A 15,974-nucleotide genomic window follows, 5' to 3' on the forward strand; every position below is an offset into this window, starting at 1 on the left:
TAGCCCGCCCGCGTTGTCCGGCGTCGGCCGTACGCGGCCGCACAACAAGAACCGGGCAACATCACCGGCACGGCGGCCGGTAGCCGATGTCCGGCAGGAACTCCGCCCACTGTGTTCCGGTGATCGCCGGTTCGACCGTCGCGCAGACGCGGGCGGCGGCGCGTTCCGGATCGGTGTCCCAGAGCCGGACGGTGTGATCGGCACCGGCGGTGGCCAGCGTGTGCCCGTCGGGGCTGAAGACGGCCAGGTACACACGGTCGAGGTGGCCGGTGAGCGTGGCCGATTCCGCCGGGTGTTCCGGATCGGCGAGTGACCAAAGCATGACGGTGCGGTCCGCGCCCGCGGTGACCAAAGTGGTGCCGTCGGCGTTGAACGCCGTCGTGAACACTGTGTCACTGTGCCCGGTCAAGGTGGCCAGCGTGCCCGGGTGCCGCCGGTCGGCGACGTCCCAGAACCGGGCAGTGCGGTCCCAGCTGCCGGAGGCCAGCCGACGGCCGTCCGGGCTGAACGCCACCGAACTCACGCCGTCGTCGTGGCCCGGCAGGGTGGCCAGCTCGCCGGGATCGCGCGGGTTCGTGAGGTCCCACAACCGGATCGTGTGGTCCCAGCTCGCCGTCGCCAGCGTCCGGCCGTCCGGGCTGAACGCGACGCCGTTGACGCCGTCGCGGTGGCCGCGCAGCATCGGTAGCGGCGCGGGCCGCCCGGGGTCGGTGACGTCCCACAGCCGGGCCGTGCGGTCCAGGCACGCGACGGCGAGGGTCCGGCCGTCCGGGCTGAACGCAGCGCCGTTGGCGTTGTCCGTGCAGCCGACGAGCAACGCGGAGGCAGCCGGACGCCGGGGATCGGTCACGTTCCAGAGCCGGGCTGTGTGGTCGTAGCTCGTGGTGGCGAGTGTCCGCCCGTCGGGGCTGAACGCGAGCCCACACACCGAGTCGGCATGAGCGTTCAACGCCACCAGCTCGGCGGGGTGCTGGGAATCGGTGACGTCCCACAGCCGAGCGGTGTGGTCCCAGCTCCCGGTAGCGAGCGTGCGCCGGTCCGGGCTGAACGCCAGGGCGCACACGGAGTCGCGGTGTCCGGTGAGTACCGGGCCGGGCAGGTCCCAAACCCACACGGTCCGATCGTCGCTGCCGGTCGCGATGCTGTGGCCGTCGGGGGCAAAGGCCAGCGACGCGATCCCGCCGGTGTGGCCGGTCAGCACCCGGGGTTCGCCGGTCCGGCGCAGATCGGTGACGTCCCAGAGCCGGACGCGCCGGTCGAGTCCCGCGGTCGCCAGCATCTTTCCGTCCGGGCTGAACTCCGCGGCGCGCACCACGTCGGTGTGCCCGGTCAGGGTCGCCACCCCCGTGGGATGCGCGGGGTCGGCGACGCCCCAGAGCCGCACGGTGTGGTCCTGCCCCGCGGTGGCCAGCAGCCCTCCCCCGGGGCTGAAGGCGACCCAGACAACCGGGCCGCGGTGACCGGCGAGCAGCCGGGGCGGGGCGGGGCCGCCGGCGAGGCCCCACAGCCCCGCCGTACCGTCCCAGCCCGCGGTGGCAAGCGTCCTGCCGTCCGGGCTGAACGCCACCGCCACGACGCCGCCGTCCTGACCTGCCAGGACGCGCGGCGCCACGCCGGCCCGCCCGGGATCGGCCAGGTTCCACAGCCGGACCGTGTGGTCGGTGCTGCCGGTGGCCAACGTGCGCCCGTCCGGGCTGAAGGCCACCGCGTTGACGTCGTCCGAGTGCCCCGCCAACGTGGCGAGTTTCCGCGGAGCGCGGGGATCCCGGACATCCCACAGCGCGGCGGTGTGGTCCCAGCTGCCGGTGGCCAGGAGGGTCCCGTCGGGGCTGAAGGCCACCGCGTTGACGTTGCGCGGGTGTCCGGTGACCGTGGCGAGCGGTACGGGGTGCTCCTGGTCGGTGAGGTCCCACAGCCGGACAGTGGCGTCCTGGCTCCCACTGGCCAGCAGGCGCCGGCCGCGGTTGACGGCCACCGCGTTCACGTTCCCGGTGTGCCCGACGAGCCGGACCGCATACGGGGTCGCGAACCCGCTGAGCAGGGTGCTCCGGGCTTCGGCCGTGGGCACGAGCCGGTAGGCGGCCAGACCGAGCTGAGCGGCGAGCGGCGGATCGGCGGTCCGCACCGCCGCGGCTTGCCCGGCCACCTTTTCCGACAGAGCGATGTTGCGCTGGCGGGTGGCCGTGCGCCGGGCGTCGAAGGCGAAGCCGGTGGCAACCGCCGCCAGCACCAGCAGGACGCTCAACAGCGCGACGAACTGCCGGAGTCGGCGCGCCCGCCGTCGGGCCGCGAGCCGTTCGGCGGTTTCGGCCGCCAGACCGGCGCCGAGAAACTCACGTTCCCTCGCAGTCAGCACGGACTCGTCGCGCGCCGCCCATTCCCGGGCCACCGCCAGGCGCGTACCGCGGTAGAGGGCACCTGGATCCCGGTCGACCGACTCCCAGATCTCGGTCGCATCGGTGAGCTGGCGGTGGACCCGACGGCCATCCCGATCTTCGGACAGCCAGTCGCGCAGCCTCGGCCAGCAGCGGATCTCGGCGAGAGTCCAGTGACCGTAGGCCAAGGCGATAATCTGGTAGGCGGCGTCGTGGTAGGTGACGGGTGCCTGATGTTTGTGCTCCGCCCAGGAACTCGAGCCGTCCATGGTGGACGAACCCGCCTCAACGATGGGACTTCGAGTACGTCAGCGGGTCAGTTCGGCCCGCAGCACTGGCAGCACCTTTTACCGAGCGCCTCGAAACCGGTGAATTCGTCGAGTCCGAATGGGTTGTCCAGGTACAGCCGGTCGACGCCGGCGTGTGACGGCGACCGGTCAGCGTCGATGCATACCCTCCGGCGACTGTGCGCTGCGTCGCGCGGATGACCTGGGAGTCCATCGGCTTCCGGCGCGGAGAGCCGGGCGGTCGCGCTGCCGAACACCGGCAACGCGACCGCCCGGCTCTGGTGTGGGAGCGGCGAATCAGGCGATGGGGTCGGATTCGACCGTCCAGCCGTACAAGCCGATGCCGTTCTTCGCCAGCACCGTGCCGGACCGGTCCAGGATCATCTGCACCCCGCCGTTCGTCGCGATCTGGTTCACCACCGCGTCCGTCTCCACCGTCCACCCGTAGAGACCGATTCCCTTCTTCGCCGACACCGTTCCGGACCGGTCCAGGATCATCTGCATCCCGTCGGACCCGGCCGCGATGTCGGCGACCACCGCGTCGGACTCGGCCGTCCAGCCGTACAGGCCGATGCCGTTCTTCGCCGACACCGTCCCCGCACGGTCCAGGATCATCTGCGTGCCGTCCGAACCCACCGCGATGTCCGCGACGACCGCGTCGGTTTCCACCGTCCAGCCGTACAGGCCGATGCCGTTCTTCGCCAGCACCGTGCCGGACCGGTCCAGGATCATCTGCACCCCGCCGTTCGTCGCGATCTGCTTCGCCACCGCATCGGTCTCCACCGTCCACCCGTACAGGCCGATCCCCTTCTTCGCCGACACCGTCCCGGCGCGATCGAGAATCATCTGCGTCCCGTCGGAGCCGACGGCGATGTCACTGACGACCGGGTCGGTTTCGACGGTCCAGCCGTACAAACCGATGCCGTTCTTGGCCAGCACCGTCCCGTCCTTCATCAGGATCATCTGGACCCCGCCGTTGGTCGCCACCTTCTGCACACCCGGATCGGTCTCCACCGTCCAGCCGTACAGGCCGATCCCGTTCTTCGCCAGGACCGTTCCGTTGGCCTTCCTGCTCAACACCATCTGCGTGCCGTCGGAGCCCACCGAGATTCCGGGCGGCAGCGCGTTGAACCGGTACAGGTCGTAGGTCCCCATCAGGCCGATGACCTTGGTGGCGTAGTTCGGATCGGTCGCGTACCCGGCTTTCGCGACTTCGCGGACGAACTGGTCGGGGTCGCCGGTGAAATCGAACGCTTTGCTGTAGCGGGAGTTCGACCGCAGGAAGAGGCCGTGGTCACGGAACGAGTCCGCCATCGAGGCGTAGACGCGGAACGACGCGTACACCGTGTGGCAGTCCGGATCGCATTCCGTGGTGGGCAGGGTTTGACAGCCGGTCGCGATCGGGCCCTGGCCGCTGCTGCCGCACTTGATTCCGAAGTAGTTGTTCCCCGGCGCGGCCTCTCCCGAGGCGGACTCCAGGATCGCCTGCGCAACGGTGACCGAGGCCGGCACCCCGAACTCGGCCTGGCTGGGTTGCGCGGCCGGGCCCGCGACGGCGACGAAATCCGGGGTGGTGGCCTGCGTTTGCGGGTTGATCGCCCCCTCGCGCACCGCGTCGGCGATGACGGCGGGGGCGTCGGGCGGGCCGGGCGGGGCGGCGAACGCCGGTCCGGTGGCCGTGAGGGAAAGGGCGGTGGCGGCGGCCAGCAGGAGCGCACCGCGGTACCGGGTTTTCTGAGTCATTTCGGATCTCCGCGCTTTCAGGCGATCGGGTCGGATTCGACGGTCCAGCCGTAGAGGCCGATTCCGTTCTTGGCCAGGACGGTGCCGTTGCGGTCGAGAACCACCTGGACCCCGCCGTTGGTCGCGATCTTCTGCACCACGGCGTCGGTCTCCACGGTCCAGCCGTACAGACCCACACCCTGCTTCGCCGACACCGTCCCGGTACGGTCCAGGATCATCTGGGTCCCGTCCGAACCCACCGCGATGTCACTGACGACCGCATCGGTTTCCACCGTCCAGCCGTACAGGCCGATGCCGTTCTTCGCCGAGACCGTGCCGCTGTTGTCCAGGATCATCTGCGTGCCGTCCGCAGCCACCGCGATGTCCGCGACGACCGCGTCGGATTCCACCGTCCAGCCGTAAAGACCGATGCCGTTCTTCGCCAGCACCGTGCCCGACTTGTCCAGGATCACCTGGACACCGCCGTCGGTCGCGATCTGCTTCACCACGGCGTCGGTCTCCGCCGTCCACCCGTAGAGGCCGATCCCCTTCTTCGCCGACACCGTCCCGGACCGGTCCAGGATCATCTGCGTCCCGTCCGAACCCACCGCGATGTCACTGACGACCGCATCGGTCTCGACGGTCCAGCCGTACAAGCCGACACTGTTCTTGGCCAGCACCGTCCCGTCCTTCAACAGGATCATCTGGACCCCGCCGTTGGTCGCCACCTTCTGCACACCCGGATCGGTCTCCACCGTCCAGCCGTACAGCCCGACACCCTTCTTCGCCAGCACGGTGCCGTTGCCGGTCAGCACCATCTGCAGCCCGTCCGAACCCACCGCGATCGACGAAGAGACGGCGGGGGTGGTGAGCCCGACCGGGGTGATGAAGCCGCTGATGCGCTGGCCGGCGATGATGGCGCCGACCTGGCCGTAACCGGACGAGTAGGCGACCGTCGACGTGGTCGGGTTGTCGCCGAAGTTGCCGTTGATCACCTGGATGCGGCGGTCGGCGTCCACGGTGGTCACCATGCCGACGTGGTCGGCGTAGTCGTTGCCGTCGAAGTTGAAGACCACCGCGTCGCCGGGCTGCGGCACGTAACCGGCGTCGGCGTGCAGGGTGCCGTTGCGCCGCCCGTACTGGTAGAACGAGCTGGCCGCCGGGGAGAGGCCGTCGACGTTGAGACCTTCGTTGCGCCACACCCACTTGAGGAAATCGGCGCACCAGGCTTCGCCGCTGCAGCTGCTTTCGTAGCCGCGGGTGCCGAGGCTGTTGGTTTCGCAGTAGTGCTTGCCGAGATTGGCTTTGGCCAGGCCGACCACGTCCTGGGCGGTCGCCGCCGACGCCGGCGTGGCCACGATCGTGACCGCCGCCGTCGCCGCCAGCACGGCGGTGAGCATCCGTTTCAACACGGTGCGGGACATTTCGGGGACTTCCCTTCGGTACAGGCGATTCGTCGGGATCGACCCTGACGTCCCCGGCTCTGGATTTTCTCAATGCGGATTTTGAGGTTTTCTAAAGAACGCGCTGCGACGCTTCAGGCGTGGAGGTCAGCAGCAGCGGTTCGGTCGCCTCACGGCACCCGTGCCGCTCGAAGACCGCCAAGGCGGCGGCCCGCAGTTCTCCGGCGCGTCGGCGGTCACCGAGCAATGCCGCGGCGACCGCCAGATCACGGCTGGTCCGGGCCTGCCAAACGGGCAGGTCCAGTGCCTGCCACCACGCCAGCGACCGGGTGAGGTACCGAGTGGCTGCTTCCGGGTCGCCGAGGGCGAGCTCCAGCTCCCCCAGCGTGCGCAGCATCAGCCCCTGGCCGAATCCGTCGTCCATTTCGTTGCAGGTCGTCAACGCGGTGTCGAGCGCCTGCCGGACCTCGCGCCCCCGGCCCTGCCGGATGCGCACTTTGGCCAGCGCCTGCTCGGCGTACGCGGTCATCAACCGGGTCTCGGTGTTCCGCAGGACGGCGACCGCCCGGGCGCAGCAATCCGCGGCCTCGTCCAGCCGGCCGGCCGCGCGGTGCACGATGCCCAGCGACCTCTGCGCCAGCGCTGCCGCGCGCGGGTTGCCGGCCGACCGCCAGGCCGAAATCGCCGCGCCGGTCAGCTGCGCCGCCTCGGCCAGCCGGCCCTGTTCGCACCGGAGCATCCCCAGGTTGTGGTCGGCTCTCGCCCGCTCTTCGGCGGTACCGGCCGACCGGAGCACGGGCATCGCCGGGGCCACTGTCTCTTCGGCTTCGGCGTACCGGCCCCGCTCCCGGAGGACCACGCTGAGTTCCAGCCGGGTTCTGGCTTCGGCGCCGGAGTCGTCCAGCTCGTGATGGATTTCGAGCGCCTGGTTGAGGTGCGCCACCGCCTCGTCGAAGCGGTCCTGCTCGTAGTACAGCCGGCCGACGCCCACGAGGAGCAGCGCCGCACTGGCGCGGTCGCCGACCCGCCGCGCCGCGTCGAGCGCCGCGGTGTGACTGCGCCGCCACTGGCTGAACCGGTTGTGGACGGCGTACGACGAAGTCGACAGCTCGACGGCCAAGGTGGCGGCGATGTCCACCATGTCCAGCTCACTGGCCAGTTCGACGAGGTTCACCAGCAGTTCCTGCTCGCTTTCGAACCACGGGCCGGGCTCGGCCAGCAGCTCGTTCACCGTGACCGCGTCCAGGTGGTCGATTCCCTCGCTCTTCGGGGTGGTGTGCAGCGCGCTGCCCGGCATCCGGGCCGTGGCGAGGCGGACCAGTTCCAGCATCGCCCGGCAGATCCGTTCGACCGCCGCGCGGATGCCCGGCCGGTCGGGGTCCAGCTCGCAGAGCTCCCGGGCGAACGCTCTGGTGAGGTCGTGGAACCGGTAGCGGGCCGAGCCGACGCCGGTCGCGTCCAGCAGCTGCGCGTCGAACAGCCGCTCGACGACGTCGTTCGCGATGGGCAGCGCCACGTCCAGCAGCGGGGCCGCCAGCCAGCTCCCGAACTCCGGCACCCCCAGCAGCGCGAGCCGGCGCAGCACGGTCCGCTCGGGTTCGGTGAGTACGTCGTAGCTCAGCGCGAGACTGCGCCGCACTTCGAGGTCGCCGATGACCAGCTCGTCGAGCAGGTGGTCCTGCCGGCTCAGCCGCTGCACCAGCAGCCCCGCCGGCCAGTGTGGCCGCGCGGCCAGCCGGGCGCCGGCGATCCGCACGGCCAGTGGCAGGTGGCCGCACAACCGCACGATCTTCCGCGCCGCGTCCGGGTCGTCCCGGAGCCGGTCGTCGGCCACGACGGCCGCCAGGAGGGCCAAGGCTTCCGGCTCGGGCAGCTCCCGCAGGTCCAGCAGGCTCGCCCCGGGCAGGGTGGTCATCCGGGCCCGGCTGGTCACCACGACCGCGCAGCCCGCACCGGCCGGGACCAGCGGCCGGACCTGCTGCTCGTCGAAGGCGTTGTCGAGAACGACCAGCACCCGCCGTTCGGCCAGCAGCGACCGGTAGAGATCGGCGCGTTCACCGGCCGCGGCGGGCATCGCCGCGTCGGCGACGCCCAGCCCGCGCAGGAACCGGACGATCACCTCGTCCGGGTCGACGGGTTCCAGGTGCGCGTCGCCGAGGCTGGCGTAGAGCTGTCCGTCCGGGTAGTCCTGGCGGACCCGGTGCGCCGCGTGCACGGCCAGCGTGGTCTTGCCGGAACCGGGCTTGCCCGAGATGGCGCAGATCCGGGCCGCGGCCGGGCCGGCCGGCCGCAGGGCGTCGACCACCCGGCGGACTTCGTCCCGCCGTCCGGTGAAGCCGGCGATCGCGGGTGGGAGCTGGCGCGGGACGGCGACCGCCACCGGTGTGGCCGCCGGTCCGCGATCGCCGGTCGGCCGGCTCAGCACGCTGCGCAGGGCAGCTTGGAGTTCCGGACCCGGTGCCACGCCCAGCTCGTCGTCCAGCATGCGCCGGGCGTGGTGGAACGTCTGAAGGGCGTCGGCCTGCCGGCCCGCTTCGTGCAGAGCCAGCATGAGCAGCGCGCGCAATGGTTCGCGCACGGGGTGCTCGTCGACCAGTGCGGTCAGCTCTCCGATGAGCGTCCGGCCCAGGCCCAGCCGGAAGTCCGCGGTCAGCCGGGACTCCAGCGCGTCGAGCCAGGCATCGGTGAGCCGGTCGCGGGCTCGTTCCGCCCAGTCGCCCCCGACGCCGCCCAATGGCTCGCCGGTCCGCAGCGCCAGCGCGCCGGCCAGGACGGCTGACGCCCGCGCCGGATCGCCGTCGGCCAGCGCTTGGCGGCCGGCCAGCACGGCTTGGTCGAACCGCGTGAGGTCGATCGACTGCGGGTCGGCCCGCAGGAGGTACCCGGGCGCCTGGCGGATCAGGAGTTCCCCGCTCGCCGGCGCCGCTGCGGCGAGCGTTCGCCGCAGCACGGACACGTACGTGTGCAGCATGGCCCGGGCCCGGCCCGGCGGGTCCTCTCCCCACAACGCCGCGATCAGCGCTTCCCCGGTCACCACCCGGCCGGCGTTGAGCACCAGCACCGCGAGCAGCGTCCTGGGTTTCGGGCCACCCAGCGGGATCGACGTCCCGTCCACGACCACTGTCAGCGGTCCCAGCAGCCGGAAATCCACGTGTCCTCCCCCAAGAACGCCACGCGGCGTCGCGGAGCGGCCCCCCGCCGCCCTCGCAACCCCAGTTTACGGTTCGTAACTTCCATAAACTGAAGTTGATCGAGGCCATCCTGACCGACCGTTATCCTGCTTGTCAACGGCCGCTGCCGGACACACGACACGAGGGGGGCGTCATGGCTGCCGGGCAGAACGCACCGACGTCCCTCGCGGACCGTCTCGACCGGCTCTTCCGCACCGTGCGGCCCGCGGGCCGAGCCGAGTACAGCCACGAGGAAGTGGCGTCGGCCATCCGCGCCCAGGGCGTGTCCATCTCGCACACCTACGTCTGGCAGCTCCGCAGGGGGCTGCGGGACAACCCGACCATCAAGCACCTGGAAGCGCTGGCGAAGTTCTTCGGGGTGCGGCCGTCGTACTTCCTCGACGAGGACACCTCCGAGATCGACGCCCAGCTCGAACTGCTGGCCACCTTGCGGAACCGCTCGGTCCGAGCGCTGGCCCTGCGCGCCAACGGCCTGTCCGCGGCGGGGCTCCAGGCGGTCGCGGGCATGATCGAGCACGCGCGGGCGGTCGAGGGGCTGCCTCCCGCCGACGACGAGCGGCAGCCGCCGGGTGACTAGGGAACCGTCCGCGCGGAGCAACCGGAGGTTGTGGCGGGAGTGCCGGGCGCGACTCCGGGAGTTCCCCGTGCCCCGGCCGTTCTCCCTGCCCTCCCTGCTGGAACAGGTGTCCCGGCTCCGCGGGCGGCCGCTGTACGTGCACGAGCTGCCGTTCGCGCCGGGACCGGACCTGCCCTGCGGGATGTGGATCGCGACCGAGCAGGCCGATCACGTCTACCACGCCACCGGTGTCAGCGCCCTGCACCGGCAGAACATCGTCCTCCACGAGCTCGGGCACCTGGTGTGCGACCACCACCCGGGCGAGCCGGACGGCATCGTCGCGCTGCTGCCCGGCCTGGACCCGGACATGGTCCGCAGCGTCCTGCTGCGGACCCGCTACTCGAGCCGGCAGGAGCGGGAGGCCGAGATGATCGCGGCCCTGATCCTGGAGAAAGCCGGCTGGCCATCGCCGCGGGCGGCTTCCCCGGCCGGCCCGCTCGACGAGGTGTTCGGTTTCCCGGAAGGCGGCTGAGGTGTCCCCGGAACTGCCCGTGTTCACCGTGCCGGTGGTGGCCGCGGCCGCTTCGGTGGTGCTCTGGCTCGTCGTCGTATCGGGACTGCCACGGCTGCCGAGGTCGGCGCCGCAACGGGCCGTCACGGCCTTCTTCCTCCTCCTGCTGCTGTGCGTGCCGACGTCGCTGCCCGGCGTCCGCCACGCGGTCGACACCGTTGCGCACGTGCCGGACCTGGCCATCCTGCTCGGGCACCTGGGCACCCTCCTGGCCTTCATCGCCATCTTGGAGCCGGCGGCCGGCGTCGATGCCGGGCGGCGAGCGATGCTGCGGCGCGGGCAGCTCGCGTTCACGGTGATCATGACCGCGCTGGTGACGCTCTTCCTGCTCATCCCCCGTCGGCTCGACCAGCCGGACTTCGGGTTGTGGCAGGTCCGTCACCCGGCGGTGGTCACCTACCAGCTGCTGTTCCAGGTGTGCCTGGGCCTCGGCCTGGCCCTCGCCGTCGCGTTCCTCCTCCCGCGCCGGCGTTCCGCACGGCGGGGCGCGCTGCGATCGGCGTTGTCGCTGCTGCTGCTGGGCGCGGCGACCGGGCTGCTCTACGTGGCCGCCCGGATGTGGTACATCGTCGGACACGGGTTCGGCTTCCTCGACCAGATCGCGCGGCCCGTCTACGGAACGATCACCTTCCTGCTGCTGTGGACGGCGGCGGCGCTGGCCGGATCGGCCGCACTCGTCCGCGTCGCCTGGGCCGGTGCGCGGCAGATCCGCCACCGGATCACCTACCACCGCCTGGGAACCCTGTGGCGGACGCTCACCGACGCCGTCCCCGGCACGGTGCTGGAGCCACCACCGCGCCTGCCCGCCGCGGTGCTCCCGACCCGGACGTTCCGGCGGCGGCTGTACCGTCGGATCATCGAAATCCGCGACGCGCAACTGGAGCTGGCCGGGTACGTCGGTCCCGCGGATCACGAGGCGGCCGAAGCGGCCTTGCGGGACCGCGGGGCCGACGACCCGGCCGGCCGCGACGCCTGCGTGCTGCACCTCGGGTTGCAGCGGAAGGACCACGTCCCACCTCGCGGACCCGGCCCCCGGCCCGCGGCCCGGACCACCGACGGCACCCTCGACGACGAACTGGCCGACTTGCTGCGCCTCCGGACGGCAATGGGTGACCAGCAGGTCGTCCGGACCGTCGCCGACGTCCTCGGCGGACGCGTCGGCCGGGACACGCGATGACGGCCTCACCGTCCCGGCACGAACCCGCGGCCGCCCGGTGACCGTGCCGGACCGGTCGCCGAGCGGCCACCGAAGACCTCGACGCGGCCGGACTCAATCACGAGCGTGGCCGTGGGTTTGCCGCGCACTGGTTGCAGCAGCCTGTGCGCCGGCAGCTTCGTCTGGCAACGGGCCGCCTCAAGTGCCAGCTGGAGCGGGTGCCGGATCAGTGCGCCGACGACCACGGCGAACGCCGCCGCCAGTGCCGTCACGGAAATCGCCGCGGCCACCTGCCGGGTGACCGTCGGCCGCCCGTCCGCCCGCTTCGCCATCGCCGCACCTCCGCGGCCGACCCTGCGGTCCGGGCGGCCCCGAGTCGTCACCCGCCGCGGGTGACCCTGCACCGGGTCGTGGCCCGGCCTGACCACACCGATGCCGCACGGGCTCGCACCATCCGGCTGAACCCGCGAACGGCAACCGCTTTCGGGGACGGCGACGGCCAGCCGGCCTACGCCCGCGTCCGGGCGAGGATCGTCCGACTCGAGTCGGATGTCTCCGCTGATCAAGCCGCCTACAGTGGGGGCGTGGAGCTGGAACTGCGCCACCTGCGCGCGCTCGTGGCCGTGGCCGATGCGCGGAGTCTCAGCCGGGCGGCTCGGCTTCTCCACGTCACGCAGCCCGCTCTCTCGGGCCTTCTGCGCCGGGTCGAACAGGCCGTCGGTGGGGCGCTGTTCGTCCGGTCCCCCAGCGGGTGCGTGCCCACCCGGCTCGGTGCCGATGTCGTGGCCGACGCGCGGGGTGTGCTGGCCGGGGTGTCCGCGCTGACCGAGCGGATCGGGGAACGGCGGGCGCCGGCCGGGCCGGTGCGCGTCGGCGGGTACTGCGGTTTCCTGCACCTCGCCGTGTCGCACTGGCTGCGGGAACGGCCGTGGAGCCAGGGTGTCAGCGTGCACGAGGACCCGGACGAGTCCGCCACCCTCGCCCAGCTCGCCGCCGGCGGACTGGACCTCGCGCTGGTCTACCTGCCGCCGCTGCCCGGCTCCGTGATCCCCGACGGCGTCGAAACGCTGGTGGTGCATCCCCGGGAGCCGGTTTTCGTCATCCTCTCACCCGACCACCCGCTGGCCGGGACCCGTGCGGTGCCGCTCGCCGGCCTCGGCGAGCACCCCTGGGCCGACGACCCGCCGGGCACGACCCGGTGGTCGGCGTACCTGCAGCGGGTGTGCCGCAGCCACGGCGTGGCCCTCGACCAGCCGCACCGGCCGCAGTGCCTGGCGACGCTGCTGGACCTCGTCGGCGCGGGCATGGCCGTCGCACCCGCGCTGGCCACGCGCAGGGACCGGCCCGGGACCATCGCCGTGCGGGCCATCGAGGGTGCGCCCCTGTGGCAGGAGCTGCGGCTGTGCTACCGGCCGGGCACGCCGGTGGCGGCGCACGCCGAGGAGATCCACGCGGCCGTCGTCGCGAGCTACGCCGGCCGGCAGGGTTGCAGCGCCGCGTTCGACACCTGGTGGCACGCGGGCGGCCGCGAACTGCTGCCGGCCGGCTGAGCTCAGACGGTGACGCGCCAGGTGCTGTTCGGCGAGGGTACGTCGAACCGCAGGGTCGAGCAGTCGTAGTCGGCCGGACGCGGGTTCGCCGTCGGGCGCAGCGGCGAGTTCGACGGCGACGCGGCGACCCAGCGCCCGGCGATCCGCAGCTGCAGCGAGCTCGACTCGAAGACCGCGCCGCGCGCGTCCGAGCAGTAGTAGGCGTTGCCGGTGGCGGGATTGCGGGTCGAATAGAGCTCGAAGATGTCCCAGCCTTCGTTCAGCGAGCTCTGGTCGCTGCCGCTCTGGCTGAACAGCGTGTCCCACGCGCCGGTCTTCACGTTGCGCAGCGACGCCGTCCAGCTGTTGCCCGACGAGCTGGTCCGCACCTCCTGGACGGTGTAGGCCGGGTGCCCGTCCACCGTGCTGGTGTAGGTGGCCAGGAAAGCGCTGTCGATCGGGACGACCTTCGCCGGCGACACCGAACGGCACCAGTCCCAGGCCCAGACCTGCGCGGCTTCGCCGAGCCCGTACGCGGTCACGACTTCGATGCACGAATGCCCGGTGGGCTTCATCGTCGGGGCGTAGACGACGTCGGAGGAGTTGGAGATCCGCAGGCCCGGCGTGATGCTCTGGGTCACGACCACGCCGTCGGCGCCCGAGGACAGCTGGGGTTCCGGGCCCCAGAACGTGTGCCGCTGCGCCAGGGATTGCGGTTGACGCAGCTGGCGGAACTTCTCGGCCATCGGGCCGGCCGCCGCTTCGGCGGCGGCGCCGGTCAGGCCGGGCACGGTGCCGCCCGGCGCCGCGGACACCGGGGCGGCCACCGCGATCGTGGTCACGAAGGCACAGCAGAGAACGGCAAGCAGCTTCCGCATCGGCGCGTCTCCCTCGTCACGGGGCGGCCGGGTGCCCGCCCACGGGGATCCGGATGCTAGGACGCGCTTTCCGTTGTGCGGCACCGACTTTCGGCGGGTCGGCGGCATCGCGGCCGGTCGGCGGGGGCATGACTTCCGCCGCCGCGAAGTGTTATGGCGCCGTTCGGGGCAGCGGCGTGGCCACCCCACGGAGCCGTCCCGAGCTCGGTCATGACCAGCTCCACCGCATGCCCCGGATGCCGGGCGCTGTGCCGGTGGCGAAGTGGTGTGCAGGCATCGACGGCGACACCGGTACCGCGGTGACGTCGCGCTCCGGGCCGCCGGGTGCGTCCAGCCGGTAGGCGTGACACGTCGCCGGCTGCGCGCCGGGGGCGAAGTGGACCTCCAGCAGGTGTTCGGCGACCGGATGCCGGAAGCGGCGGTCGTAGCCGGCGTCCGGCACGCCGTCGGTGTATTCGAATTCGTACTCGAGGATCGCGGTTTCCCCGACGGCCATCGAGCGGCTCGGCACCAGCTCACTGATCACGAACCCCAGCTCCGGGAGGACCTCAGTGCGCACGGGGCGGCAGTACCGCGTCGACACCAGCCGCGGCGGACGTCCCGGGACACAGCCTCGCAGCGCCACCACCTTGGCTTGGACCGGTTCTTCCAGCACGCGCACGACCTCGCGCACCCGCAGCCGGGTGAGGCAGCGGTCGGCGTCGACCTCCAGGACTTCGTGCAGGCTGAGCACCAGCAACGACGTCTCGTCGGCCGCGTCGAACGAATGCAGCACCGGCAGCACGCCGTTGCGCGGACCCCACAGCCGCTCCCAGCGCACCGGATCCGGGGTGTCCGGGTGCCCGGGCCGGGCCAGCAGCTCGATCAGCGACCGCGGCGGCACGCCGAGGACGTCCTCCAGCACGGACACCGCGCGCAGCGAGTCCGGCCGTTCCGGGCGGGTCCGGCCGGTGCGCCAGTAACTGAGCGTCGTGGTGCTGACGGGAACTCCGGCGGCCGCCAGGCGGTCCTTGAGGCGGGCGAGACCCAGCCCGCTGCGGTCGATGGCCAGCGAGAGCGCGCGGCTGAACGGACCGGTGGCGAGCGTCTGCCCCAGCTCCCGCCCAGGCGGTTCCGGTGGTGGCACCGCGAACAGCGGCATCGGCGATCCTCGGCGTCGGTGCGGAGAAACGGGGTGCCGTCCGGCGGATCGCGCCGTCGTGGCTCAGGCGTCCGGTGGTGCCGGACCGTCACCGGTCTAACAGTCGCGAACCGCGGCTGTCACCCGACGAACGTCGGCCGGGCACCGCGCAACCCGCCGAAAGATCCGTTCCGTTCCGTTGATCGGCCCGGATCTTCGGACGGTTACCGGCAAGGCACCGGTCGCTTACGTTCAGTGAGTCCCCACCGGTTCCCCCTCCTCAAGGAGTCCTCATGCGCCACCCCTCCGGCCGGTTCGCTCGCGCCGCCGCGCTGCTCGTCGGTTCGTGCGCCGCGTTCGCCACGCTCGCCGCCGCCCCGGCGTCGGCGAGCACCCCGGTCACCCCGCTTCCGCCCGACGCCCAGCCGTCGATCATCGGCGGCAGCACGGCCCAGAACCCGGGGTACATCACCCGGTTCAACGGGCACGCCAACGGCTACACCTTCTTCTGCACCAGCACGCTGATCGGCGCTCGCTGGGTGCTGACGGCCAAGCACTGCATGTACGACAACAACGGGCGGCGCCTGACCGACATCGACCTGTACGTCGGTTCGAACAGCGCTTCCGGCGGTGTGCACGTGAAAGCGTCGACGACGTACGTGTACTCCGGAGGCGACCTCGCCCTGATCAAGCTGAACGCCAACGGCGGCAGCACGTTCGCCCGGCTCGCCGACAGCTCCTCGGACGCGCAGGAAGGCGACTCGGCGCGCGTCTACGGCTGGGGCGCGACCCAGTCCACCGACGAAGGCAGCCACCAGTCGGCCGTCCTGAAGCAGGCCTCGGTCCGGATTTCCGACACCAACGACAGCGACTACTTCGGCGGTCCGGCGATCACGGCCGACACCCTCGACGGCGCGGTGGCCGGCGGCGACTCCGGCGGCCCGATGATCGACGGCGGCGTCCAGGTCGGGGTGTGCTCGACCAGCGACCGGTCCAGCACGACCACCTACGGCAGTGTCGCGGCGGGCCGCAGCTGGATCCGCCAGGTCAGCGGCATCTGACCGCCCCGGGGGTCGCCGACCGGGTTCCCCCGACCGGTCGGCGACCCCTGTCGCACGCCGATTCCCCAGGGGACACCGAGGTTTCACGTCCGTCGTGGTGGCAGTGGCCGGCTCCCCCGGTGTGC

At 71.9% G+C, this 15,974-nt stretch carries 12 protein-coding genes; 5 read left to right on the top strand and 7 right to left on the bottom strand.

Annotated elements, in window-relative coordinates; translation table 11 throughout:
- Nucleotides 1-61 precede the first annotated feature (61 nt).
- From IE317_RS02845 to IE317_RS02860, 4 genes are all read right to left on the bottom strand, one after another.
- Nucleotides 62-2,644, bottom strand: coding sequence for a WD40 repeat domain-containing protein (locus IE317_RS02845; RefSeq protein ID WP_191306445.1), 2,583 nt, complete (start codon nucleotides 2,642-2,644; stop codon nucleotides 62-64).
- 315 nt (nucleotides 2,645-2,959) lie between these two features.
- Nucleotides 2,960-4,405 carry a glucosaminidase domain-containing protein gene (locus IE317_RS02850; protein WP_191306446.1) on the bottom strand — a complete coding sequence of 482 codons (1,446 nt, stop codon included), beginning with the start codon at nucleotides 4,403-4,405 and terminating at the stop codon, nucleotides 2,960-2,962.
- 17 nt (nucleotides 4,406-4,422) lie between these two features.
- A complete protein-coding gene (locus IE317_RS02855; protein WP_191306447.1) occupies nucleotides 4,423-5,808 on the bottom strand; it encodes a CHAP domain-containing protein in 1,386 nt (461 codons plus the stop codon).
- Nucleotides 5,809-5,899: 91 nt separating this feature from the next.
- Nucleotides 5,900-8,938 carry an AfsR/SARP family transcriptional regulator gene (locus tag IE317_RS02860; protein ID WP_191306448.1) on the bottom strand — a complete coding sequence of 1,013 codons (3,039 nt, stop codon included), beginning with the start codon at nucleotides 8,936-8,938 and terminating at the stop codon, nucleotides 5,900-5,902.
- A 173-nt stretch (nucleotides 8,939-9,111) separates the two neighbouring features.
- Between IE317_RS02860 and IE317_RS02865 the strand changes: the two genes are divergently transcribed.
- The 3 genes from IE317_RS02865 (at nucleotide 9,112) to IE317_RS02875 (ending at nucleotide 11,282) form a co-directional block, all read left to right on the top strand.
- Nucleotides 9,112-9,555, top strand: a complete 444-nt coding sequence (locus IE317_RS02865; protein WP_191306449.1) for a helix-turn-helix domain-containing protein — start codon at nucleotides 9,112-9,114, stop codon at nucleotides 9,553-9,555.
- Nucleotides 9,556-9,622: 67 nt separating this feature from the next.
- Nucleotides 9,623-10,066, top strand: a complete 444-nt coding sequence (locus tag IE317_RS02870) for a hypothetical protein (RefSeq protein ID WP_191306450.1) — start codon at nucleotides 9,623-9,625, stop codon at nucleotides 10,064-10,066.
- A gap of 1 nt (nucleotide 10,067) precedes the next feature.
- Entirely contained in the window at nucleotides 10,068-11,282 is a 1,215-nt protein-coding gene (locus IE317_RS02875) for an MAB_1171c family putative transporter (protein ID WP_191306451.1), read from the top strand.
- A 5-nt stretch (nucleotides 11,283-11,287) separates the two neighbouring features.
- Here IE317_RS02875 and IE317_RS02880 read toward each other — a convergent pair whose 3' ends face one another.
- Nucleotides 11,288-11,593, bottom strand: coding sequence for a hypothetical protein (locus tag IE317_RS02880; protein ID WP_191306452.1), 306 nt, complete (start codon nucleotides 11,591-11,593; stop codon nucleotides 11,288-11,290).
- 252 nt (nucleotides 11,594-11,845) lie between these two features.
- On the opposite strand from IE317_RS02880, the gene IE317_RS02885 reads away from it, so the two are divergent.
- Nucleotides 11,846-12,811 carry a LysR family transcriptional regulator gene (locus IE317_RS02885; protein WP_191306453.1) on the top strand — a complete coding sequence of 322 codons (966 nt, stop codon included), beginning with the start codon at nucleotides 11,846-11,848 and terminating at the stop codon, nucleotides 12,809-12,811.
- Nucleotides 12,812-12,813: 2 nt separating this feature from the next.
- On the opposite strand, the gene IE317_RS02890 is transcribed toward IE317_RS02885, so the two are convergent.
- Both IE317_RS02890 and IE317_RS02895 read right to left on the bottom strand, forming a co-directional pair.
- Nucleotides 12,814-13,668, bottom strand: a complete 855-nt coding sequence (locus IE317_RS02890) for a carbohydrate-binding protein (protein WP_191306454.1) — start codon at nucleotides 13,666-13,668, stop codon at nucleotides 12,814-12,816.
- A gap of 208 nt (nucleotides 13,669-13,876) precedes the next feature.
- A complete protein-coding gene (locus IE317_RS02895; protein WP_191306455.1) occupies nucleotides 13,877-14,809 on the bottom strand; it encodes a hypothetical protein in 933 nt (310 codons plus the stop codon).
- A 272-nt stretch (nucleotides 14,810-15,081) separates the two neighbouring features.
- Between IE317_RS02895 and IE317_RS02900 the strand changes: the two genes are divergently transcribed.
- Nucleotides 15,082-15,849, top strand: a complete 768-nt coding sequence (locus IE317_RS02900) for a S1 family peptidase (RefSeq protein WP_191306456.1) — start codon at nucleotides 15,082-15,084, stop codon at nucleotides 15,847-15,849.
- Nucleotides 15,850-15,974 lie beyond the last annotated feature (125 nt).

It is taken from the genome of Amycolatopsis bullii (assembly GCF_014654205.1).
In the GTDB taxonomy this organism is placed as follows: domain Bacteria; phylum Actinomycetota; class Actinomycetes; order Mycobacteriales; family Pseudonocardiaceae; genus Amycolatopsis; species Amycolatopsis plumensis.